We start from the raw sequence: 21,508 nt of genomic DNA, 5'->3' as shown, positions 1-21,508 counted from the left end.
GTCGACAGGTTCGTCTTCCTGTCGCCGACCGACTGGCCGTTCACGCGGATCTCGCCCTGCTGGAACGGCTCGAGGCCGTTCACGGTCTTGATCAGCGTCGACTTGCCCGAGCCGGACGGGCCGCACACGACCACCACCTCGCCTTTCTTCACCTCGGTCGTGCACTCGGCGAGGACCTGAAACTGGCCGTACCACTTGGAAACGTTGCTGATGGAAATCATGAAAGTCCCTGCATCGTAATGAGGCGCGCGCGGCGCCGGTTCAGCGCGCCTTCGCGACGCGATAGCGGCGCTCGAGCGTGCGCGCATACCACGTCAGCGGGAAGCACATCGCGAAGTACAGCAGCGCGACCATCGCATAGATCGGAAACGGCTTGAATACCGCGTTGGTGATGATGTTGCCGGTCTTGGTCAGTTCGGTCAGCCCGATGATCGACGTGAGCGCGGTGCTCTTCACCGCCTGCACGAGGAAACCGACGGTCGGCGCGAGCGCGATCTTCCACGCCTGCGGCCACACCACGTAGCGCAGCCGCTGGGTCCACGTCATGCCGAGGCTGGCCGCCGCGTGCCACTGGCCGTGCGGGACCGCGTCGACGCAGCCGCGCCAGATGTCGGCCAGACAGGCGCTGGCGTTCAGCGTCAGCACGACCGACGCCGCGACCCACGGCGTCACGTCGATGCCGACGAGCGGCAATCCGAAGAAGCCGAGGAACAGTTGCATCAGCAACGGCGTGCCCTGGAACAGTTCGATGTACAGGATCACGAAGCGGCGCAGCGCCGGTACGGGCGAGATGCGCATCGCCAGCAGCGCGAACCCGGCGAGGCCGCCGCCGGCGAACGTGATCAGCGACAGCAGCACGGTCCAGCGCGCGGCGAGCAGCAGGTTCCATGCAATATCCTGGAAGGTGAATTCGATCATCGCGCACGTTCCGTCGGCAGGTGGGTTGCAGGGGAGCGGGCGCGCCACGTGAAGCGGGCAACCCGCCTGCGCCGCGATGCGGCTGCCGCGCCGTGGCGCGTGCGACCGGCGAACAGCCGCCGGCCGACGCGATTGAGCAGCATGCGCAGCGCGATCGACAGCAGCAGGTAGATCGCGGTCACGACGATGTAGATCTCGAACGCACGGAAATTGCGCGACTGGATGAAGTTGGCCGCGTAGGTCAGGTCGGGCACCGAGATCTGCGACACGACCGCCGAGCCGAGCATCACGATCAGGACCTGCCCGAGCAGCGCGGGGTACACGTTCGCGAGCGCCTGCGGCAGCACGACGTGGCCGAACACCTGCCGGCCGTGCAGCCCGAGCGCCCGCGCGGCCTGCACTTGCCCGTGCGGCACCGATTCGATCCCGGCGCGCAGGATCTCGACCGCATAGGCACCCAGGTTGACCGTCATCGCGAGCACGGCCGCCTGCGCTTCGTCGAGGTGTACGCCGAGCGCGGGCAGCCCGAAGAAGATGAAGAACAACTGGACCAGGAACGGCGTATTGCGGATCAGCTCGACGTAGGACGCGACGAGCGCGCGCGCCCAGCGCGGGCCGGCGAGCGCGATCCACGCGCCGCCGGTGCCGAGCAGGCCGCCGAGCACGGTCGCGGCCGCGGTCAGGCCGAGCGTCACGCCGACGCCGCGCGCGAGCATGCCGGCGTAGAGACCGAAATCGCTGAAGTCGAACACGTAGCTCATCGCGATGCCTTGGGTCGAGCGTGCGGGGCGAAGGCGCGGCGCATCACAGGTCGGCCGGCAGGGCAGCGTGCAGCCACTTCTGCGACAGCGTGTTCAGCGTGCCGTTCTTCTTTGCGCCGGCGATCGCGTCGTTGACCTTCTGCATCAGGCGCGGCTCGTTCTTGTTCAGGCCGACGTGGTCGGGCGAGCTGAACAGCGAGAACTTCTGTTCCGGATCGATCGACGGATGACGCGCGATGATCGTCGCGCCGACGTCGTTGCCGACCACCAGCAGTTGCGCCTGTCCCGACAGGAACGCCGCGATCGCGCCGTTCGGGTCGTCGAAGCGCTTGATCGTCGCGCTCGGCGGCGCGACCTTGCTGATGCTCAGGTCCTCGAGCGTGCCGCGCGCGACCGCGACCGATTTGCCGGCGAGATCGGCGTTGCCCTTCACGGCGAGCGACTTCGGGCCGAACACCGCGAGGTAGTACGGCGCATACGCGTTCGAGAAGTCGATCACCTTCGCGCGCTCCGGCGTCTGCCCGACCGACAGCAGCATGTCGGTCTTGCGGTCGGCGAGATACGCCATCCGGTTGTCGCCGGTGACCTGCACGAGTTCAACCTTCGCGTTGAGCGCCTTGCCGATCAGGTTCGCCATGTCGATGTCGTAGCCCTGCGGCTTCATGTCGGGGCCGATCGAACCGAACGGCGGGTAGTCCTCGAACACGCCGATGCGCACGACGCCCGATTTGGCGATCGTGTCGAGCGCGTCGGCGTGCGCGAGCGGGGTGACGGCGGCCACGCCGGCGGCGCAGGCGCAGAGGAGGGCGATGCGGGCGAGCAGGCGTCGCACGAGGCGGTTGGCTTGGGTCGTTGCGTTCATGGCGGGATCCTTGTTGCTGCGTTGGGGAACGAAAGGAAAATCAGGCGCCGCGTGCGGCGATCAGCTTGCATGCGTGTGCCGGCAGTTCGGCGGCAACCGGCATGCCGACGTGCAGGTCGGGTGTCTCGCGCGGCGTGGTCGCGGCCGTCAGCGTGAAGCCGCGGCAATCGATGGTCGCCTCGATCGACGCGCCGACGTCGCGCACGAACGTGATCGTGCCGGCGAGCGTGTTCGGCGCGCCCGACGCCGTCGCGCCCGGTCGCACGCATACGTCCTCGGGACGAATCAGCAGGCGCACGGCGTCGGGCACGCGTGGCGTGTCGGGCGCGCGCCCGATCGAGAGGCGCTGTCCGCCCGGCAGGACGATCGCGTCGTCGCCATCGCGCGCGACCGGCAGGATGTTGCCGAGGCCGATGAAGTCGGCGACGAATTCGTTGACCGGGTCGCGATAGATGTCGAGCGGCCGGCCGACCTGCTGGATGCGGCCTTTCTCCATCACGACGATCTCGTCGGCCATCGTCATCGCTTCGCGCTGGTCGTGCGTGACCATGATCGTCGTGATGCCGAGCCGTTGCTGGAGCAGCCGGATCTCGACCTGCATCGCCTCGCGCAGCTTCGCGTCGAGCGCCGACAGCGGCTCGTCGAGCAGCAGCAGGCGCGGCGACGACGCGATCGCGCGCGCGATCGCGACGCGCTGGCGCTGCCCGCCCGACAGCTGCGTGACGAGCCGGTCGGCCATGTGCGGCAACTGGATCAGCTCCAGCAGCTCGGCGACGCGCCGCGCCTGCGCGGCCCGGTCCGTCTTGCGCAGCCGCAGCGGGTACGCGATGTTCTGCGCGACCGTCATGTGCGGAAACAGCGCGAGCGACTGGAACACCATGCCGAAGTCGCGCCGGTTGGCGGGTACGTGCGTGAGGTCGCGGCCGGCGAACGTCACCGTGCCGGAGGTCGGCGTGTCGAGGCCGGCGATGATCCGCATCAGCGTGGTCTTGCCGCAGCCGGACGGGCCGAGAAAGCAGACGAGCTTGCCGTCCGGCACCGACAGGTCGACGTGATCGACCGCACACGCCTGATGGAAGCGCTTGGTCACGTTCTGGAGGATGAGCTGGGTCATGACGGTTCCTTGCATGGTCGAGGGCGGGGCCGTGCGCGCATCAGAGCGCGACGCCCTTGTCGCCGACGAGTTTTTCGAGCATCCAGATCAGCGCGAAGTCGATCGCGACCGTGAACACGGCGAAGCAGAACACGGTCGGGTCGAGCGACGACACGGTGCGGCTGTAGAGCCAGACCGGCAGGGTCATCGTGTCGATGCTGTACAGGAAGAACGTCACCGTGAATTCGTTGAACGACACGATGAACGCGAACAGCATCCCGGCGAGAATCCCGGGCCGCATCAGCGGCAGCACGACGTCGACGAGCGCGCGCCACGGGCTCGCGCCCATCACGCACGCGGCTTCCTCGAAGTCGGGGCCGATCGACGCAACCGAGGCCGCGCAGTTCTTCACGGTGAACGGCAGCGTCAGGATCACGTGCGCGACCACGAGCCGCACGATGCCGAGCTCGACCGGCAGTGCGTTGAACACGATCAGCAGCGCGAGGCCGAGCATCACGAGCGGATAGACGATCGGCAACGCGACGAGCTGCTCGACGAGCGCCTTGCCGCGGAAGCGGCAGCGCGACAGCGCGTAGGCCGCGGGCACCGACACGGCGGTCGCGATCAGCATCGTCGCGACCGCGACGACGAGGCTGGTCGTCAACGCGGCGCCCATCGACTGCGCGCTGCCCGCATCGGACGACACGAACGTCTGCCAGGCGGCGCGATACCAATGCAGGCTGAACTCGCGCGGCGGGAATTCGAGCGTGCCCGATGCGCCGAACGACATCGTGATCATCGTCAGGATCGGCAGCGCGGCGAGCAACAGCACGAGCGTCGCGAGCGTGCCCGTCGCGCGACCGAGGCGGCCGGGCAGGGGCGTACGCAAGAGCAGGGTATTCATCGGCTCACCTCGCCGGCACGTTGCAGGGTGCGCACGAGGCGCTGGGACACCGCCATCACGACGAGCGTCGCGGCCATCAGCACGACGCCAGATGCCGACGCGGCCGGCCAGTTGAGCAGCGGCGCGACCTGGTCGTGCACGAGCACCGCGAGCATCGGCACGCGTCGGCCGCCGAGCAGCAGCGGCACCGCGAATGCGCTGGCGTTGTATGCGAACACGAGCAGCGCGCCGGCGACGAGGCCGGGCATCGCGAGCGGCAGCGTCACGTGCCGCAGCGTCTGCCAGCGGCTCGCGCCGAGCGTCGCGGCGGCTTCGTCGTAGGCGCGGGACACCGCGCGCAGCGCGCTCGACAGCGGCAGCACGGCGAGCGGGAACGCGGTCTGGATCAGCCCGAGCAGCACGCCGTGCTCGCGGTACAGCAGTTGCAGCGGCCGATCGACGACGCCCGAGGCCAGCAGCGCGCGATTGAGCAATCCCGCCGGGCCGAGCATCACGAGCCAGCCATAACCTTGCAGCAGCAGGTTCACGAGCAGCGGCAGCAAGACGCCGGCGAGCATCAGCCGGCGCGCGAGCCGCGATTCGGTGCGCGCCATCGCGAGCGCGACCGGGATCGCGAACAGCACCGCGCACACCATGCTCTGGAACGCGAGGCGCAGCGTGAGCCACAGCGATTTCGTGAAGTACGGGTCCGCGAGATCGGCGTAATTCTGCAGCGTGAAGGTCCGCCATTCGTCGCCGGATACGCCGACGCTCATGCGCAACACGGTGAGCGTCGCGGCGGCGAGCACCGCGAGGAACGCGAGGATCGGCGCGAGCAGCAGCCACGGCGGCACGCCGGCCAGCGCGGGCCCGGCGTCCGAGCCGGCGCCGGCCGGTGTGCCGGCGGCCGGCGCCGCGTCGCGGGGGGAGGACAGGGAGGCCATGTCGTTACGCCGCGAAGAGGCCCGTGTAGCGCTTGATCCACGCCGGCTGGACGACGGCGAGCGCCTTGTCGTCGTGCAGCACGGCCTTCTCCGCGATCTGCTGCGGCGACGGCACGAACGCGCGGCTTTCCGCGGGAATCACGGCCTTGCCGTTCACGGGCCCGTTCAGCACGTCGGCCGCCATCCGGCCCTGCACGCCCGCGTCGAGCGAATGGTTGATGAACGCGTGGATCAGGTCGAGGTCGCCCGGATGCGCCTTCGGGATCACCGTGAACATCAGTTGCGTCGCGAAGCCTTCCTTCATGCCGTACGTCACGCCCATCTTGTAGTCGGGCTTGCGGATCTGGTCCGGGAAGAACGCCGGCGAATAGATGCCGCCGATGTCGAGCGAGCCGGTGCGGAACAGGTCGGCGACCTGGTTCGGGTTCTCGCCGAGGGTCATCACGCGATCCTTGAGCTGCGCGAGCTTCCGGAACCCCGGATCGATGTTCTGCTGCGAGCCGCCGGCCAGCTTCGCGGCGATGATCGCGAGGTCGACCGCTTCGGCCCACTCCGGCGGCGGCAGGAACAGCCGCCCCGCATACTTCGGATCCCACAGTGCCTCGTAGCTCGACGGCGCGCTCTTCACGGTCGCCGTGTTGTAGATCAGCCCGTCCGACCACAGCAGGTAGCCGATGCCGAAGCCGTTCGCGCCCGTGCGGTATTGCGGCGCGACGTCCTTCAGGTTCGGCAGCCGGTTCAGGTCGGGCTTCGCGAGCAGGCCGGCGTCGGCGAGGCCGGCCGCGCCGACGCCCGCGAGCGTGATGACGTCGTAGGTCGGCCGCTCGCCCGCGGCCTTGACCTTCGCGACCATCCCCGACGTGCCGTCCGCGCGATCGGCGATCACGCGCGCGCCGGTCTGCTTGCTGAAGGTTTCCGCGATGTTGCGCAGCGCGGCCGCGCCGGTATCGTCGGACCAGGTGAGCAGGCGCAGCGTCTTTCCGGAAAAGTTTCCAGACTGAGCCTTCGCAGTCCTGATGAACGGCATCGGAATGGCGGATGCGGCGAGTGCCGTGCCGAGGGTTTTGATCACCTGCCTTCTGCCCGCCTTGAAGTGTTGCATGGCCGTCTCCTGATGAACGATGCCGTGTGGTTCGATGCCGGTCGCCGAAAGGCGGCGCGGGGTGTGGATGAACTGTAGGGAGGTCAAATTTCCGCAACAAACGAAATATCCGCATGCGCGCCATGACATAAACGCATGGGTCGCCGGCCTCAGCGGGCCGCCGTCATGACCTGCTTGATCTCCTGGAAGGCGGCCAGCCCGAACGGGCCGAGCTCGCGCCCGACGCTGCTGCGCTTGTAGCCGCCCCATGAGGTTTGCGGATAGATCAGTTGCGGTGTGTTGATCCACACGACGCCCGCTTCGAGCGCATTGGCGACCCGCCTGCCGCGCGCGGCGTCGCGCGTGACGACGGTTGCGACGAGCCCGTATTCGGTATCGTTGGCGGCCGCGATCGCGTCGTCCTCGGCGTCGAACGCGCGCACGCACAGCACCGGCCCGAAAATTTCGTCGCGCCATAGCGCGCAGCCGGCCGGCACGTCGGCGAACAGCGCGGGGCGGATGAAGTAGCCGGGGCCGGCGAGCGCGTCGCCGCCCGTCACGAGCCGCGCGCCGTCGGCGCGGCCCTGTGCGATGTGGCGCTTCACGCGTTCGTATTGCGCGCGGTTCGTCAACGGGCCCATCTGCACGCCGGGTGCGAACGGCGGGCCGACGACGGTCGTCTCGATCCGTCGCGCGAGGCGCGCGATCAGGTCGTCGGCGAGCGGGGCGGCCACGAGCACGCGCGAGGTCGCCGAACACATCTGCCCGGCGTTGAACAGGCCGCCGCCCGCGATCAGGTCGACCGCGTGATCGAGGTCGGCGTCGTCGAACACGACGATCGACGATTTGCCGCCGAGTTCGAGACCGACGCCCTTGATCGTGTCCGCGGCCGTCTTCATGACCTGCGCGCCGACCGCCGTGCTGCCGGTAAACGACACCTTCGCGACGAGCGGATGCGCGCACAGCCGGGCACCGACCTCGTGGCCGGTGCCCGTCACGACGTTCAGCACGCCGGGCGGCAGGCCCGCTTCGGCGACGATCGCGGCGAGTTCGAGCTCGGGCAGCGGCGTGATCTCGGACGGCTTCAGCACGACGGTGCAGCCGGCGGCGAGCGCGGGCGCGAGTTTCCATGCGGTCGTGACCATCGGGAAATTCCACGGCACGATCAGCGCGGCGACGCCGGCCGGTTCGCGCCGGATCCACGCGCGATGGTCGCCGCCGGGCAGCGCGATCTCGGTTTCGCCGTCGGTGTCGAGGGTATCCGCGAGGCCCGCGTAGTAGTCGAAGGTGGCGATCACGTCGGCGACGTCGATCTCGGCTTCGGCGAACGGCTTGCCGTTGTTGAGCGACTGCAGTGTCGCGAGCCGCGTGCGCCGTGCGTCGACGCCGCGCGCGATGGCACGCAGCAGCGCCGCGCGTGTGGCGCCGGTCGTGCGTTTCCAGTCGCGAAACGCGCGCGAGGCGGCTTGCACGGCATGCTCGACGTCGGCGTCGCCGCCTGCGCTGACCTCGGCGATGACCATTTCCGTCGACGGGTCGACGACGGGCAGCGTCGCGCCGCCGACGCTCGTGCGCCACGTGCCGTCGATGAAGTGGCGCGTGTGCAGCGGCGGATCGAACGCGAGATCCGGTGTCGTGCTCATCGCCGCACCTGTTCGAACCAGGTTGCCTCGTCGATTTCGATCACGGTCGGCATCGGGCGTGCCGTCGCATCGCGCAGCGCGTCGGCCAGCGCGTCGGGCGTCGCGGCCGCCTGCGCCGCGCAGCCGAAGCCGCGTGCGAGCGTCTGGAAATCGGGCGTATACGGATCGACGCCGACCGGCGTGATGTCGCGCTCGACCATGTATTTGCGGATCTCGCCGTAGCCGCGGTTGTTCCAGACGATCACGATCACCGGCACGCGAGCCTCGACCGCGCTCGCGAGCTCCGGCAGCGTGAACTGCAGGCCGCCGTCGCCGATCAGGCACACCACGGGCCGCGCAGGCGCGGCGAGCTTTGCGCCGATCGCGGCGGGCAGCCCGTAGCCGAGCGTGCCGTAGCCGGTCGACGAGTTGAACCAGCTGCGCGGTGCCGGCGCATCGTGCGTGAAATTGCCGACGTAGACGGGGCTCGTCGAATCGCCGGCGATGATCGCGCCGGGCAGCGCGGCGACGATGGTCTCGATCAGCCGTGCCTGGGCACGCGCGGCGTCGTCGTGGCCGGCCGCGATCGCGGCGCGCACGGCGGCCACCCGCGGCGCACCCCAGCCGGGCTCGGGTGCCGGTGCAGGCCGTTCGTGCACGCGGGTCGACAGCGCGCCGAGCGCCAGCCGCGCATCGCCGGCGATGGCGATTTCGGCGCGCGCATTGCGCATCAGCTGTTGTGCGTCGATGTCGATGCGGATCAGCCGGCCGTCGATCGCGAAGCCGCCGTCGAACGTGACGTCGTAATCGGTTTCGCCGAGTTCGGTGCCGACCGCGAGCACCACGTCGGCCTCGCGGATCGCCGCGCGCGTGGCCGGCAGCGACTGGGTGGAACCGATCAGCAACGGGTGGCCGGCCGACAGCAGGCCCTTCGCGTTGATCGTCAGCGCGACGGGCGCGTGCAGGCGTTCGGCGAGTTCGCGCAGTTCCGTCGCGGCGTGGATCGCGCCGCCGCCGGCCAGGATCAGCGGCCGCCGGGCCTGCGCGAGCAGGTCGGCGGCTGCCGCGAGCGCGTTCGCATCCGGCGCGGGGCGCGCGGGCAGCGCGAGCGGCGCGGCGGGCAGCGCGGGCGCCGGCATCACGATCACGTCGAGCGGGATCTCGATATGCACGGGCCGCGGACGCGCGCTTTCGAACACCGCGAAGGCGCGCGCGAGGACCTGCGGCAGGTCGGCCGCGTCGAGCAGCGTGTGCGAGAACGCGGTGAGCCCCGCGAACACGTCGCGCTGCGACGGCAGCTCGTGCAGGCGGCCGTCGCCGCTGCCGAGTTCGCGCCGCGCGTTGACGCTCGAGATCACCAGCATCGGAATCGAGTCCGCGTAGGCCTGTGCCATCGCGGTCGCGATATTGGTCATCCCCGGCCCGGTGATGATGAAGCAGACGCCCGGCCGGCCGGTGACACGGGCATAGCCGTCGGCCATGAATCCGGCCCCCTGTTCGTGGCGCGGTGTCACATGACGGATCGACGATGCGGCAAGGCCGCGATAGAGCTCGACGGTATGCACGCCGGGAATGCCGAACACGCATTCGACACCCTGGCGTTCGAGGAAGTCGACGAGCGCTTCGCCGCAGGTGCGGGGGCGCGCATGGAACGGAGCGGCCGTGGCCGCGCAGGCCTCGGCAATGCAGGAGACAGGGGCGGGATGGTTCATGGATCGTGACGTGCCGATTGGGAGGGGGAGTGGCCCGTACCGCAAGCAACGGGCATGAAGCGGATTGTCGGGGTCGATCGGCGCTGCCAACAATCGATTAGTTTTCATGCAGCGCATGAGCGCCGTGCATGGCGGCGTCGAGGCTTGCCGACGGCCCGACGCTTGCCGCGGCGAGCGGTCGGCATGCGCGCGAACCGTTCGGCCCGCGCACGATTCCCGCGTCCTGCTGCTTCGATTTCCATCGGGCACGCGCGTGCCCGGATGTCCGTGGTCAGCGGGCCGGACCCGCCACCGGCATGCCCGGCCCGGCCTGCAGGCGAACCCGCGACGGTCAGTGCGGCGCGGTGAAGCGCGGATCGATATACGCGTCGACGTCCTGCGACTGTTTGTACACGGCGTTACGCACGTTGAACGCATTCGCGTTGCGCGTCGAGCCATAGATCGAGTCGAGCCCGTCGCCCTTGCGGAACGCACGCTTCGCGGCAGCCTCGTCGAGCAGGTGCGTGCCCTTCAGCAGCGGAAGGTATTGTTCCGGCGCGAGCCCGACACGCGCGGACATGATCCGGACCGCGTCGGCCTGCGTCTTCGGGTCGTTGATGTACGCGACGCAGCGGTACCAGACCTTGACCACCTTCGCCCAGTCGGCCCGGCGTGCGGCGAGGCTCGCCGGCGCGACCGTGATCGCATCGTAGATCAGCCCCGGCGCATCCGCCGACGTGAAGATCGCCCGGGCGCCCGGTGCGCGCTTCAGCGCCTCGCCCGCGTTCGGCTGCCAGGCGGCCACCGCGGCGATGTCGGACGACGAGCCGAGCACCTGCGGCAGTTCGTTGGTTTTCGCATTCACGAGCGTGACGTCGCCGTCCTTGAGCCCGTGCTTCTGCAGCGCGGTTTCGAGCAGCAGGTGATCGACCAGGCCGAGCTCGACGCCGACCTTCTTGCCCTTCAGGCCTTCGACGGTGCGCAGCGGCGGCTTCGCGACGATCATGTCGTTGCCGGCCGAATAGTCGGTCAGCAGGATCATCACGTTCTTCGCGCCGGCCGCGCCGGTGACGAGCGCATCGCCGTTGGTCGCCGCGACCGCGTCGAGCTTGCCCGCGGAAAACGCGTCGAGCGACGCCGAATAATCGAACCATTCGAAGTCGACGTCGACGCCGGCTTCCTTGAACCAGCCCTTGTCGAGCGCGACCTGGAACGCGACCCAGCCGGGCCAGTCGCTGTAGCCGATCTTCAGCGGCGCGGCCGCGTGCGCGGCGGGCGCCGTCAACAGCGCGGCGGCCGTGACGGCGGCCCCCAATGCATGACGGACGAAACGGAGGGACGGCAGGCGGCGGAACGCCGGGGCGGGACGGGTCATCGTTGTTCTCCAGGAGACCGGGATCGGGATCGTCGATTCGGACCGCGCCTGTGCGCGGTCCGGCCGCGTGGCCGGTTCCTGCGGATGCGGAACGAACGAAGCGGCCACGGAGAGGCGCGACGGCCGTTGCCATCGCCAATCTCCCGGGCTTTTGTCCCGCCGTGTAGCGCGGGTGCGTCCGGTCTCGCGATCGGACGCACCCGCGCCGGGCTGCTCTCGGACCAGACGTTCGATGAACCGGAACCCTAGCACCCCTAAGATGCGACGCTGCCGCACCTCTCGGCGTCATGCCGAGCGAGAAGCGTGCCAATGGCACGCGGTCACGCGATTCAACGGCGCCGCGCGGCGCGCTGAAGTTCGATGAAGCGGGCGGAGAACAGCGCGCTCAATGCGCGCCGGAGCAGGTCGAGCTTGTTCATGACGCGTGAGATATCGAGTGACGATGCATCCGTTCAGCAATGCCCATGCCATTGCCGAACGCGCGGCACAGGTGCGCACGATCCGCACTGCGCCGGTGCGCGATCGCATGCGCATGGTGCGCCGCACGCCCGCTGCGAGGGCAAGCCGTCGTCGCCGCCGCTTCGTGCATGCGGCGGGCCGTCGCGCCGTCGTGCCGCGTCGTGCGGTCGTTGCGCGGTCGTCGTGTGGTCGTTGCGCGGCCGCTGGCACGCAACTCGCTTGATAGACGCTCGAGAGGTGCGAAGCAATTTGCATCATCTTCAGGATCGCTAGGGTTCCGGTCGTGCGGCGTTCGCGCCGCGCGATGACTGGTCCGAGAGCAATCCGGTCTTGCCTTCGCCTCGCTTCGAGGAAACGGCGAGGCTCCACGGAGGGATAAAAGCCCGGGAGGTCGCGATGTCGTTCGGTCGCCCTCTCACGCCTTTTGTCCAACCCTCCACGGAGCCGCCATGTCGCCGAGCCCCCAAGCCCTCCTTGCCCCGCCGCCGCACGTCGTGTGGGAAACGCTGATTCCCGCAGGCACCCACTGGTCCGGCATCCTGCGCCGCGGCCTCGCGCTGCGCGTCGTCGACGTCGACGGCGGCGCGAACCTGTCCGCCGTGTTTCATCGCCAGGAAGACCCGCTCGAACGCTACAACATGGCCGATACGCTGAAGGCGCAGCACACCGCGCATCTCACGCGCGGCCATGCGCTGTACACGGACATGGGGCGCGTGATCGCGTCGATCACGGCCGACACGCTCGGCTGGCACGACCCGCTCGGCGGCGTCGGCGATGCGCGCCTGTTCGCGCACAAGTACGGCACGAGCTCGTACCAGGCCGATCGCAACGCGATGATCCGCAACGGCCGCGACAGCCTCGTGCTCGAGCTCGCGAAATACGGACTGTCGGCGCGCGATCTCGCGGCGAACGTCAACTTCTTCAGCCGGCTCGACACGCGCGACGACGGCACGCTCGATTTCGTCGCCGGACATTCGCCGGCCGGCAGCGCGCTCGACCTGCGCTTCGAGATGAACACGCTCGCGGCGTTCTCGACCGCGCCGCATCCGCTCGATCCGCGGCCGGACTATGCGCCGAAGCCCGTGAAGCTGATCGCGTACCGCGCGTATCCGGCGGACGGCGCCGCGCCCGAGGACGACCCGTGCCGGCGCGCGTGCGCCGAGAACATGCGCGGCTTCACCAACACCGACCGCCTGTTCGCGTAAGGAGCCGGACCATGCCGATCATCGAAAGCCGTCTCGACCCGCGCGACGCGATCCACGACACCACGCTGAACGCGGGCGAACCGTGGCTGCACGACCTGAAACGCGGCCAGGTCTTCCGCATCCTCGACCTGGAAGGCAACCAGGCGGTCGACACGTTGTTCTACCGCACCGACGACACCGAGGAGCGCTACAGCGCGCAGGACACGATTCGCGCGCAGCGCAACCTGTACCTGAGCGCGGGCAGCGTGCTGCTGTCCAGCCGGGGCAACCCGATGGTGACGATCGTCGCCGACACCTGCGGGCGCCACGACACGCTCGGTGGCGCGTGCGCGGCCGAGAGCAACACCGTGCGCTATGCGCTCGACAAGCGCTACATGCACAACTGCCGCGACAGCTTCCTCAACGCGATCGCGCACTGCACGTGCGGCGCGGGTGCGCGGCTCGGCAAGCGCGACCTCGTCGGCAACGTCAACTTCTTCATGAACGTGCCCGTCACGCCGCTCGGCGGGCTCACGTTCGAGGACGGCATTTCCGCGCCCGGCAAGTACGTCGAGATGCGCGCGGAGATGGACGTCACGGTGCTGATCTCGAACTGCCCGCAGCTCAACAACCCGTGCAACGGCTACAACCCGACACCCGTGCGCCTCACGATCTGGGAGGCCGAATGAACCTCGCCCACGCTCGCCATCGTTCGCGGGAGGCCGCATGAGATTCGCCAAAGTCCTCGTCGCGAACCGCGGCGAAATCGCATGCCGCGTGATCCGCACGCTGAAGCGGCTCGGCATCGCGTCGGTCGCGATCTATTCGGACGCCGATCGCGACGCGCGTCACGTGGCGCTCGCCGACGAAGCCGTGCGGGTCGGGCCGGCGCCTGCGGCCGACAGCTACCTGAACGTCGCGGCGATCCTCGCCGCCGCGCGCGAGACCGGCGCGCAGGCCGTGCATCCCGGCTACGGCTTCCTGTCCGAGCATGCGGGCTTCGCCGATGCATGCGAAGCGGCGGGCCTGCGCTTCATCGGCCCGCGCGGCGATCACATGCGCGCGTTCGGCCTCAAGCACACCGCGCGCGCGCTCGCCGCCGCACAGGGCGTCGCGCTGTTGCCGGGCACGGGCCTGCTCGACGACGTGGCGACGGCGCTCGCCGAAGCCGGCGCGATCGGCTATCCGGTGATGCTGAAAAGCACCGCCGGCGGCGGCGGGATCGGCATGTCGCTCTGCCGCGATGCCGCGCAGCTCGAGGCAGCGTTCGAATCCGTCGTGCGGCTCGGCAACGCGAACTTCGCGCACGCGGGCGTCTATCTCGAGAAGTTCGTCGAACACGCGCGGCACATCGAAGTGCAGATCTTCGGCGACGGCCGGGGCGGCGCGATCGCGCTCGGCGAACGCGATTGCTCGGTGCAGCGCCGCAACCAGAAGGTGATCGAGGAGACGCCCGCGCCGGACCTGACCGATGCCGAGCGCGACGCGCTGCACGCGAGCGCGGTGCGGCTCGCCCGCGCGGTCGGCTACGCATCGGCCGGCACGGTCGAATTCGTGTTCGACGCGAACGCGCGCCAGTTCTATTTCCTCGAGGTGAATACGCGCCTGCAGGTCGAGCATTGCGTGACCGAAGCGGTGACGGGTGTCGATCTAGTGGAATGGATGATCCTGCAGGCCGAAGGCGACCTGCCGCCGCTCGACACGCTCGCCGTCGCGCCGCGCGGCGCGAGCATCCAGGTGCGGCTGTATGCGGAGGATCCGCACAAGCAGTTCCTGCCGAGCGCCGGCCTGCTCACGCACGTCGCGTTTCCGGACGACGTGCGCGTCGACGGCTGGATCGAGGCGGGCACCGAGATCAGCGCGCATTACGATCCGCTGCTCGCGAAACTGATCGTGCGCGGCGATACGCGGCGCGACGCGCTGGCCGCATTGCAGGCCGCGCTCGCGCGTACCGAGCTGTACGGGATCGAGACGAACCTCGACTACCTGCGCGCGATCGCCGGCTCGGACACGTTCGCGCGCGGCGCGCCGACGACGGCATTCCTGTCGCGCTTCGCGTTCGCGCCGCACACGATCGACGTGCTTGACGGCGGCGTGCAGACCACCGTGCAGCAGGCCCCCGGGCGGGTCGGCTACTGGAGCGTCGGCGTGCCGCCGTCCGGGCCGATGGACGATCGCGCGTTCGACCTCGCGAACGCGCTGCTCGGCAACGCGCGCGACGCGGCCGGGTTGGAATTCACGATGGTCGGCGCGACGCTGCGCTTCAACACGGCGACGCTGTTCGTGCTCGGCGGCGCGCCGCTCGCGGCCACGCTCGACGGTGAGCCCGCGCCGTTCTGGCAGGTGCTGCGCGCGCGGCCCGGCGCGGTGCTCAAGCTCGGCGGCGTGACCGGCGCGGGCGTGCGCGCATGCCTGGCCGTGAAGGGCGGGCTGCAGGTGCCCGACTATCTCGGCAGCAAGGCGACCTTCACGCTCGGCCAGTTCGGCGGCCACGCGGGGCGCGCGCTGCGCAAGGGCGACGTGCTGCATCTGCACGCGGACGCGGGGCGCGGCGACGCGGGCGCGACGCTGGCCGCGGCCGAGGTTCCCGCGCTGACGCACGCATGGACGCTCGGCGTGCTCGACGGTCCGCACGGCGCGCCGGACTTCTTCACGCCCGACGACATCGCGATGCTCTACGGCACGCAGTGGACGGTCCATTACAACTCCAGCCGCACCGGCGTGCGGCTGATCGGCCCGAAGCCGCAATGGGCGCGGGTGGACGGAGGCGAGGCGGGCCTGCATCCGTCGAACATCCACGACAACGCGTATGCGATCGGTGCGGTCGATTTCACCGGCGACATGCCGGTGATCCTCGGCCCCGACGGCCCGAGCCTGGGCGGCTTCGTGTGCCCGGTGACGGTCGTGCGCGACGAGTTGTGGAAGCTCGGGCAGTTGCGGCCGGGCGACACCGTGCAGTTCGTGCGCGCCCGCGTGTCGCCCGCGCCTGCCGCTGCCGCGGTCGTGCCTGCGGCTTGCGCCGGCGCGCCGGACGATTGCGTGCTGCATCGCGATCCGGCGGCCGGCGGCGGCATCGGCGTGGTGTACCGGCGCTCCGGCGATCGCAACGTGCTGGTCGAATACGGGCCGCTCGTGCTCGACCTGAACCTGCGCTTTCGCGTGCATGCGCTGATGTGCTGGCTCGACGCGCACCGGCTGCCCGGCATGCTCGACCTGACGCCGGGGATTCGTTCGCTGCAGGTGCAGTTCGACGCGCGGACGCTGCCGCTCGCCACGCTGCTCGCGCATCTGCAGGCCGCGGAGCGCGAACTGCCCGACGTGGCCGACATGCGCGTGCCGAACCGCATCGTGCATCTGCCGCTGTCGTGGGACGACCCGTCGACGCGCATCGCGATCGAGCGCTACATGCAGTCGGTGCGGCCCGATGCGCCGTGGTGCCCGAGCAATATCGAGTTCATCCGGCGCATCAACGGGCTGGCGAGCATCGACGACGTCAAGCGCATCGTGTTCGACGCGCGCTATCTGGTGATGGGGCTCGGCGACGTCTATCTCGGCGCGCCGGTCGCGACGCCGATCGATCCGCGGCACCGGCTGGTGACCACGAAGTACAACCCCGCGCGCACCTGGACGCCGGAGAACGCGGTCGGCATCGGCGGCGCGTATCTGTGCGTGTACGGGATGGAAGGGCCCGGCGGCTACCAGTTCGTCGGCCGGACCGTGCAGATGTGGAACCGCCACCGCACCACGCGCGAATTCGAAACCGGCAAGCCGTGGCTGCTGCGCTTCTTCGACGAGATCCGCTTCTACGAAGTCAGCGAAGCCGAGCTGACCGCGCTGCGCGCGGATTTCATCGCGGGCCGTGCGGCGCTGAGGATCGAGGAATCCGTGTTCGATCTGGGCGCATACAACCGTTTCCTGCGCGACGAGGCCGAGTCGATCGCGACGTTCAAGGCCGCGCAGCAAACCGCGTTCGAAGCCGAGCGCGAGCGATGGCGCGCGGCCGGGCAGGCGGAATACGTCGGCGAAGCGGAGCCGGGCGACGGGCAGGCGGCGCGCGCGGCGGGCGCGCTCGACGACACGCAGCGGGCGATTGCCGCGGACGTGTCGGGCAGCGTGTGGAAGGTGCTGGTCGAAGCCGGCGAGCGCGTGACCGAAGGACAGGTCGTCGCGATCGTCGAGTCGATGAAGATGGAGGTGGCGGTGACGGCAACGGAAGACGGCACGATCGAGACGATCGATTGCGCGCCGGGCGCGGCGGTGGTGGCCGGCCAGCGGCTGATGGTGATGAAGGCGGGCGCTGCCGAGGAGGTCGCATGAACACGACGGAACGCTCCCTCCTGCCCGGGCTGCGCTCGATTGCCGCGCTGCGCGCGCGCTATGAAGCGGGCGACCTGACGCCGCATGCGCTCGTCGACGCGATCGCCGCGCATTTGGACGAGGGCGACCCGCATCACGCGTGGATCCGGCCGCTGTCGCGCGCGGAGATGACGCGGTATGCCGACGCGCTCGCCGGGCGCGACATCGCGACGCTGCCGCTGTACGGCGTGCCGTTCGCGATCAAGGACAACATCGACCTCGCGGGCATCCCGACGACGGCGGCCTGTCCGGCTTATGCGTACACGCCCGCACGCAGCGCGCCCGTCGTCGAGCGGCTGATCGCGGCCGGCGCGATTCCCGTCGGCAAGACCAATCTCGACCAGTTCGCGACCGGGCTCTCGGGGCAGCGCTCGCCTTACGGCGCGTGCCGCAATGCGCTCGATCCGCGCTATGCGTCGGGCGGGTCGAGTTCCGGGTCGGCGGTGGCGGTCGCACTCGGCGTCGCGACGTTCGCGCTCGGCACCGATACGGCCGGCTCCGGGCGCGTGCCGGCCGCGTTCCACGGCCTCGTCGGGCTCAAGCCGACCCGCGGCGTGGTGAGTACGCTCGGTGTCGTGCCGGCCTGCCGCTCGCTCGATTGCGTGTCGGTGTTCGCGCACTCGCCGGCCGATGCGCGGGCCGTGTTCGACGTCGCGCATGGCGTGACCGAAGGCGATCCGTACGGGCGCGCGTGGCAGCCGCTGCCGGGCGCGGACGGGCTGCGTGCGCATCCGGGGCGGCCGCTCGCGCAGTTGCGCTTCGGCGTGCCGCGTGCCGATCAGCTCGAATTCTTCGGCGACGAATCGTATCGCGCGGCGTGGGGCGTGGCGCTCGAACGCCTGCGCGCGACCGGCGCGCGGGTCGTCGAGATCGACTTCGGCCCGTTCCTGGCCGCCGCGCGGCTGCTGTACGAAGGCCCGTGGGTGGCCGAGCGGCTCGCCGCGATCGGCGCATTCGCCGCGCGGGAACCCGATGCGCTGCATCCGGTGATCCGCGAGATCGTCGGCGGTGCGTCGCGTTTCAGCGCGGCCGATGCGTTCGCGGCATTCGACCGGCTCGCGACGCTGCGCGTCGAGGCCGATCGCGCGTGGGGCGGGCTCGATGCGATCGTGATGCCGACCTCGGCGACGACCGCGACCGTCGACGCGCTCGAAGCCGACCCGATCGGCGTTAATTCACGCTTCGGCTACTACACGAATTTCGTCAACCTGCTCGACCTGTCGGCGATCGCGGTGCCGGCCGGCACGTGCGAAAGCGGACGGCATGCGGGCTTGCCGTTCGGGATCACGTTCGTCGGCCGCGCGCACGACGATGCGCGGCTGCTGGATCTCGCGCAGGCGTGGGTCGGCGGCGCCGTCGCGGGCGGCGATGCGGGCGTCGGAGATGCGGTTGTCGGCGATGCCGGGGCGTCAGCGCCGGCGGCGCCTGCGTCCGGCGCATCGTCCGGTGTGTCGTTTGGCGCATCGTCTGGCGCGTCGTCCGATGTGTCGTCCGGCGTGTCTTCCAACGCGTCGTCCGGTGTCGTGCGCGTGGCCGTCGTCGGCGCGCATCTGCGTGGCGAGCCGCTGAACGGGCAGCTCACGGATCGGGGCGCGCGTTTCGTCGCCGCGACGACGACGGCCGCCGCCTATCGCCTCTACGCGCTGTCCGCGGCGGCCAGCGGCGGCGTCGCCAAGCCGGGCCTCGTGCGCGTGCCGGACGGCGGCGCGCCGATCGCGGTCGAGATCTGGGAGATGCCGGTCGACGCGTACGGCAGCTTCGTCGCCGGGATTGCGGCGCCGCTCGGCATCGGCACGCTGACGCTCGCGGACGGCTCGCGGGTGCAGGGTTTCCTGTGCGAAAGCGCGGCGCTCGACGATGCGCAGGACATCACGCGCTTCGGCGGCTGGCGGGCCTACCGCGCCCAGGCCGCCGACGGCGCATTGCAATGAACGCCCGGTCGCGCGTGGCCCCGGGGCGGCGCGCGACCGGCACCCGCAACGATACGGAGATTCCCATGTCAATGACCCGCAACACGACCGGCTGGCTGGCCGTGCGCCGCGAACTGACGACGCGCGGCAAATGGACGCTCGGCCTCGCGTCGTTCCTGCTGCCGTGCGCCGTCTGGTGCCTGATCAGCTATGTGCCGTTCGTCTGGCATCCGCAGATGCACATCACGAATCCCGGGAGCGTCGACTATTTCCAGGCCGGCATGCAGATCGACCGCGACGTGTTCGACGACGAGCTCGCGCATGCGCGTGCGACGCACGCGGCCGTGCCCGAAGGCGTGCGCGCGAACCCGGTTTACCTGCCCGCGCCGCATCAGGTGCTGCGCGCGTTCTACACGGCGTTCACGACACCGCCCGCATCGCGCGACGGCGTGTGGCTGCACGAGAGCCTGTGGCACAGCATCCGGATCATCTTCTGGGGCTTCGTGATCTCGTCCGCGATCGGCGTGCCGCTCGGCATCGTCTGCGGCACCTTCAGTGCGCTCGCGCGGCTGCAGGAGCCGTTCCTCGAGTTCTTCCGCTACCTGCCTGCGCCGGCGTTCGGCGCGCTAATGGTCGCGATTCTCGGCATCTACGACGCGCCGAAGATCGCGATCATCGTGATCGGCACGCTGTTCCAGCAGGTGCTGATCGTCGCGAACACGACGCGCAAGCTCGAATACGGGCTGTTCGAGGCGGCGATGACGCTCGGCACGAAGAAGCTGAAGCTGCTCACGCACGTCGTGATTCCGGGCGTGCTGCCGGACCTGTATCGCGACCAGCGGATCCTGCTCGGCTGGGCGTGGACCTACCTGATCGTCGCCGAACTCGTCGGCACGAGTTCGGGCATCACCTGGTACATCAGCCAGCAGGCCCGCTACCAGCATTTCGACAACGTATACGCGGCGATCCTGATGATCGGGATCATCGGCCTCGGCACCGACATCGTGCTCGGGCTGCTCGGCCGCAAGCTGTTTCCGTGGGATCGCACGCTGAAAGCGTGACACCCGTCGACGCGCATCCATCGACCGATTTTCGCAGAGGGCATCATGCAGAATCCGCAAGCCGTTCCCGATTACCTGATTCAATCCGACGCGGTGCGCGAGCGCTTCGCGCGGCTGAAAACCCGCGACGTGATTCTCGACGTGCGCCATGTCGGCAAGCGTTTCGCGACGCCGCAGGGCGAGTGCGTCGCGCTCGACGACATCAGTTTCCGCACGCACCGGCGCGAGTTCGTGTGCGTGATCGGCCCGTCCGGCTGCGGCAAGTCGACGTTGATCCGCATCCTGGCCGGGCTCGACGTGCAGACGAGCGGCGAGGTGCTGCTGGACGGCAAGCCCGTGCAGGGGCCGGGCGCCGACCGCGGGATGGTGTTCCAGGGCTATACGCTGTTTCCGTGGCTCACCGTGAAGAAGAACGTGATGTTCGGCCTGCGCATGAACGGCAGCAGCAGCGGCGAGGCCGAGCGCGAGGCGCTGCAGTGGCTCGATCTCGTCGGGCTGACGCGTTTCGCCGACGTGTATCCGCACCAGTTGTCGGGCGGGATGAAGCAGCGCGTGGCGATTGCCCGCGCGCTCGCGAACCGCCCGCGGATCCTGCTGATGGACGAGCCGTTCGGCGCGCTCGACGCGCAGACGCGTGCGCGGATGCAGACCCACCTGCTCGACATCTGGCGCAATATCGACGTGACGATCCTGTTCATCACGCACGACCTCGACGAGGCGATCTTCCTGGCGGACCGGATTCTGGTGCTGAAGGCGAACCCGGGCGGCGTGCAGGAACTGATCGAGGTGCCGGTGCCGCGACCGCGCGATTATGCGCAGGTCAATACGCCCGAGTTCATTGCAACGAAGGCGCGGCTCGAAGCGCTGATCCATCCGAAGGAAGCGGTGGCCGCGGACGACGAAGGCGTCAGGCCGCACATGATCCGGATGACGGACGTCGCGGACAATGTCGAGTAGCGGGGGAGCCGGGCGCGCGTGCGCGCCCGGGATCTCGTACCGGGCGTGATCAGTGCGACTGCATGACGGGATCCCGGCCACGCACGAGTGCGAACATTTGTCGTCAGTCGTTTTGCTGCGGATTTTTTCTTGATCTCTCGCGGTGGAATGCGAGATGAAATAATGCCGTTACACGTGTGGTTCGGTAATGGCGAAGTTGGGCGCGATTCGCGCAAGTCTTTTTGTTTATGTTTTTGCGTGAAATGCGAGATTCAATTCACATATATGCGCATCAAGGTCGTGCGTTCGCCCCGGAAAATGGCGGCGTTAATAAAAATATTATTGAAACGCTGAAATACTCCTTTTTGGATC

Annotated in this window: 18 protein-coding genes and 2 riboswitches; of the genes, 7 read left to right on the top strand and 11 right to left on the bottom strand. The window is 69.4% G+C overall.

Annotated elements, in window-relative coordinates:
• The 11 genes from U4Z31_RS34070 to U4Z31_RS34020 form a co-directional block, all read right to left on the bottom strand.
• Positions 1 to 221 (bottom strand): ATP-binding cassette domain-containing protein (locus tag U4Z31_RS34070; protein ID WP_321812690.1); only part of this gene is annotated, 221 nt, incomplete at its 3' end.
• A gap of 40 nt (positions 222 to 261) precedes the next feature.
• Positions 262 to 918 (bottom strand): amino acid ABC transporter permease, encoded by a 657-nt coding sequence (locus U4Z31_RS34065; protein ID WP_044848710.1) that lies wholly within the window; start codon positions 916 to 918, stop codon positions 262 to 264.
• Positions 915 to 1,679, bottom strand: a complete 765-nt coding sequence (locus tag U4Z31_RS34060) for an amino acid ABC transporter permease (protein WP_321812689.1) — start codon at positions 1,677 to 1,679, stop codon at positions 915 to 917. The genes U4Z31_RS34065 and U4Z31_RS34060 overlap by 4 nt, the downstream gene beginning before the upstream one ends.
• Before the next feature lie 43 nt (positions 1,680 to 1,722).
• On the bottom strand, positions 1,723 to 2,541 hold the full coding sequence (locus tag U4Z31_RS34055) for a transporter substrate-binding domain-containing protein (RefSeq protein WP_321812688.1): 819 nt from the start codon (positions 2,539 to 2,541) through the stop codon (positions 1,723 to 1,725).
• A 40-nt stretch (positions 2,542 to 2,581) separates the two neighbouring features.
• Positions 2,582 to 3,655, bottom strand: coding sequence for an ABC transporter ATP-binding protein (locus tag U4Z31_RS34050; protein ID WP_321812687.1), 1,074 nt, complete (start codon positions 3,653 to 3,655; stop codon positions 2,582 to 2,584).
• A 40-nt stretch (positions 3,656 to 3,695) separates the two neighbouring features.
• Positions 3,696 to 4,538 (bottom strand): ABC transporter permease, encoded by an 843-nt coding sequence (locus tag U4Z31_RS34045; protein ID WP_044848706.1) that lies wholly within the window; start codon positions 4,536 to 4,538, stop codon positions 3,696 to 3,698.
• Positions 4,535 to 5,461, bottom strand: coding sequence for an ABC transporter permease (locus tag U4Z31_RS34040; protein WP_321812686.1), 927 nt, complete (start codon positions 5,459 to 5,461; stop codon positions 4,535 to 4,537). Before U4Z31_RS34040 ends, U4Z31_RS34045 begins: the two co-directional genes overlap by 4 nt.
• A gap of 4 nt (positions 5,462 to 5,465) precedes the next feature.
• On the bottom strand, positions 5,466 to 6,563 hold the full coding sequence (locus tag U4Z31_RS34035) for an ABC transporter substrate-binding protein (protein ID WP_124489564.1): 1,098 nt from the start codon (positions 6,561 to 6,563) through the stop codon (positions 5,466 to 5,468).
• 149 nt (positions 6,564 to 6,712) lie between these two features.
• A complete protein-coding gene (locus tag U4Z31_RS34030; protein WP_321812685.1) occupies positions 6,713 to 8,185 on the bottom strand; it encodes an aldehyde dehydrogenase family protein in 1,473 nt (490 codons plus the stop codon).
• The gene (locus U4Z31_RS34025) at positions 8,182 to 9,876 is read right to left on the bottom strand and encodes a 5-guanidino-2-oxopentanoate decarboxylase (RefSeq protein WP_321812684.1); all 1,695 of its coding nucleotides are present in this window, start codon (positions 9,874 to 9,876) and stop codon (positions 8,182 to 8,184) included. Before U4Z31_RS34025 ends, U4Z31_RS34030 begins: the two co-directional genes overlap by 4 nt.
• Before the next feature lie 331 nt (positions 9,877 to 10,207).
• The gene (locus U4Z31_RS34020; RefSeq protein WP_321812683.1) at positions 10,208 to 11,230 is read right to left on the bottom strand and encodes an ABC transporter substrate-binding protein; all 1,023 of its coding nucleotides are present in this window, start codon (positions 11,228 to 11,230) and stop codon (positions 10,208 to 10,210) included.
• A gap of 138 nt (positions 11,231 to 11,368) precedes the next feature.
• Positions 11,369 to 11,490: riboswitch (guanidine-I (ykkC/yxkD leader) on the bottom strand.
• Between the two features lie 182 nt (positions 11,491 to 11,672).
• Here U4Z31_RS34020 and U4Z31_RS34015 point away from each other — a divergent pair.
• The 7 genes from U4Z31_RS34015 to U4Z31_RS33985 all read left to right on the top strand — a co-directional run bounded on the left by U4Z31_RS34015 (position 11,673) and on the right by U4Z31_RS33985 (position 21,157).
• A complete protein-coding gene (locus U4Z31_RS34015; RefSeq protein ID WP_321812682.1) occupies positions 11,673 to 11,912 on the top strand; it encodes a hypothetical protein in 240 nt (79 codons plus the stop codon).
• Between the two features lie 35 nt (positions 11,913 to 11,947).
• A riboswitch (guanidine-I (ykkC/yxkD leader) is annotated at positions 11,948 to 12,081 on the top strand.
• Positions 12,082 to 12,138: 57 nt separating this feature from the next.
• Entirely contained in the window at positions 12,139 to 12,894 is a 756-nt protein-coding gene (locus tag U4Z31_RS34010; RefSeq protein ID WP_321812681.1) for an urea amidolyase associated protein UAAP1, read from the top strand.
• 11 nt (positions 12,895 to 12,905) lie between these two features.
• Positions 12,906 to 13,562 (top strand): urea amidolyase associated protein UAAP2, encoded by a 657-nt coding sequence (locus U4Z31_RS34005; protein ID WP_044848699.1) that lies wholly within the window; start codon positions 12,906 to 12,908, stop codon positions 13,560 to 13,562.
• 37 nt (positions 13,563 to 13,599) lie between these two features.
• Positions 13,600 to 17,190 (top strand): urea carboxylase, encoded by a 3,591-nt coding sequence (uca, locus tag U4Z31_RS34000; RefSeq protein WP_321812680.1) that lies wholly within the window; start codon positions 13,600 to 13,602, stop codon positions 17,188 to 17,190.
• Positions 17,187 to 19,160, top strand: coding sequence for an allophanate hydrolase (gene atzF / locus U4Z31_RS33995; protein ID WP_321812679.1), 1,974 nt, complete (start codon positions 17,187 to 17,189; stop codon positions 19,158 to 19,160). The genes uca and atzF overlap by 4 nt, the downstream gene beginning before the upstream one ends.
• A gap of 65 nt (positions 19,161 to 19,225) precedes the next feature.
• Positions 19,226 to 20,200 carry an ABC transporter permease gene (locus U4Z31_RS33990; protein WP_321812678.1) on the top strand — a complete coding sequence of 325 codons (975 nt, stop codon included), beginning with the start codon at positions 19,226 to 19,228 and terminating at the stop codon, positions 20,198 to 20,200.
• A gap of 45 nt (positions 20,201 to 20,245) precedes the next feature.
• A complete protein-coding gene (locus U4Z31_RS33985) occupies positions 20,246 to 21,157 on the top strand; it encodes an ABC transporter ATP-binding protein (protein ID WP_321812677.1) in 912 nt (303 codons plus the stop codon).
• Positions 21,158 to 21,508: the final 351 nt, after the last annotated feature.

The organism is Burkholderia sp. BCC1985, assembly GCF_905339915.1.
In the GTDB taxonomy this organism is placed as follows: Bacteria; Pseudomonadota; Gammaproteobacteria; order Burkholderiales; family Burkholderiaceae; genus Burkholderia.
Note: the sequence above shows the minus strand (reverse complement) of the source record. Positions and strands in the feature narration are given on the sequence as shown.

Excerpts from the sequence above, each read along its gene's own strand:
- U4Z31_RS34065 (WP_044848710.1), bottom strand. The coding sequence starts at position 918 with ATGATCGAATTCACCTTCCAGGATATTGCATGGAACCTGCTGCTCGCC.
- U4Z31_RS34060 (WP_321812689.1), bottom strand. The coding sequence starts at position 1,679 with ATGAGCTACGTGTTCGACTTCAGCGATTTCGGTCTCTACGCCGGCATG.
- U4Z31_RS34055 (WP_321812688.1), bottom strand. The coding sequence starts at position 2,541 with ATGAACGCAACGACCCAAGCCAACCGCCTCGTGCGACGCCTGCTCGCC.
- U4Z31_RS34050 (WP_321812687.1), bottom strand. The coding sequence starts at position 3,655 with ATGACCCAGCTCATCCTCCAGAACGTGACCAAGCGCTTCCATCAGGCG.
- U4Z31_RS34045 (WP_044848706.1), bottom strand. The coding sequence starts at position 4,538 with ATGAATACCCTGCTCTTGCGTACGCCCCTGCCCGGCCGCCTCGGTCGC.
- U4Z31_RS34040 (WP_321812686.1), bottom strand. The coding sequence starts at position 5,461 with ATGGCCTCCCTGTCCTCCCCCCGCGACGCGGCGCCGGCCGCCGGCACA.
- U4Z31_RS34035 (WP_124489564.1), bottom strand. The coding sequence starts at position 6,563 with ATGCAACACTTCAAGGCGGGCAGAAGGCAGGTGATCAAAACCCTCGGC.
- U4Z31_RS34030 (WP_321812685.1), bottom strand. The coding sequence starts at position 8,185 with ATGAGCACGACACCGGATCTCGCGTTCGATCCGCCGCTGCACACGCGC.
- U4Z31_RS34025 (WP_321812684.1), bottom strand. The coding sequence starts at position 9,876 with ATGAACCATCCCGCCCCTGTCTCCTGCATTGCCGAGGCCTGCGCGGCC.
- U4Z31_RS34020 (WP_321812683.1), bottom strand. The coding sequence starts at position 11,230 with ATGACCCGTCCCGCCCCGGCGTTCCGCCGCCTGCCGTCCCTCCGTTTC.
- U4Z31_RS34015 (WP_321812682.1), top strand. The coding sequence starts at position 11,673 with ATGCATCCGTTCAGCAATGCCCATGCCATTGCCGAACGCGCGGCACAG.
- U4Z31_RS34010 (WP_321812681.1), top strand. The coding sequence starts at position 12,139 with ATGTCGCCGAGCCCCCAAGCCCTCCTTGCCCCGCCGCCGCACGTCGTG.
- U4Z31_RS34005 (WP_044848699.1), top strand. The coding sequence starts at position 12,906 with ATGCCGATCATCGAAAGCCGTCTCGACCCGCGCGACGCGATCCACGAC.
- uca (WP_321812680.1), top strand. The coding sequence starts at position 13,600 with ATGAGATTCGCCAAAGTCCTCGTCGCGAACCGCGGCGAAATCGCATGC.
- atzF (WP_321812679.1), top strand. The coding sequence starts at position 17,187 with ATGAACACGACGGAACGCTCCCTCCTGCCCGGGCTGCGCTCGATTGCC.
- U4Z31_RS33990 (WP_321812678.1), top strand. The coding sequence starts at position 19,226 with ATGTCAATGACCCGCAACACGACCGGCTGGCTGGCCGTGCGCCGCGAA.
- U4Z31_RS33985 (WP_321812677.1), top strand. The coding sequence starts at position 20,246 with ATGCAGAATCCGCAAGCCGTTCCCGATTACCTGATTCAATCCGACGCG.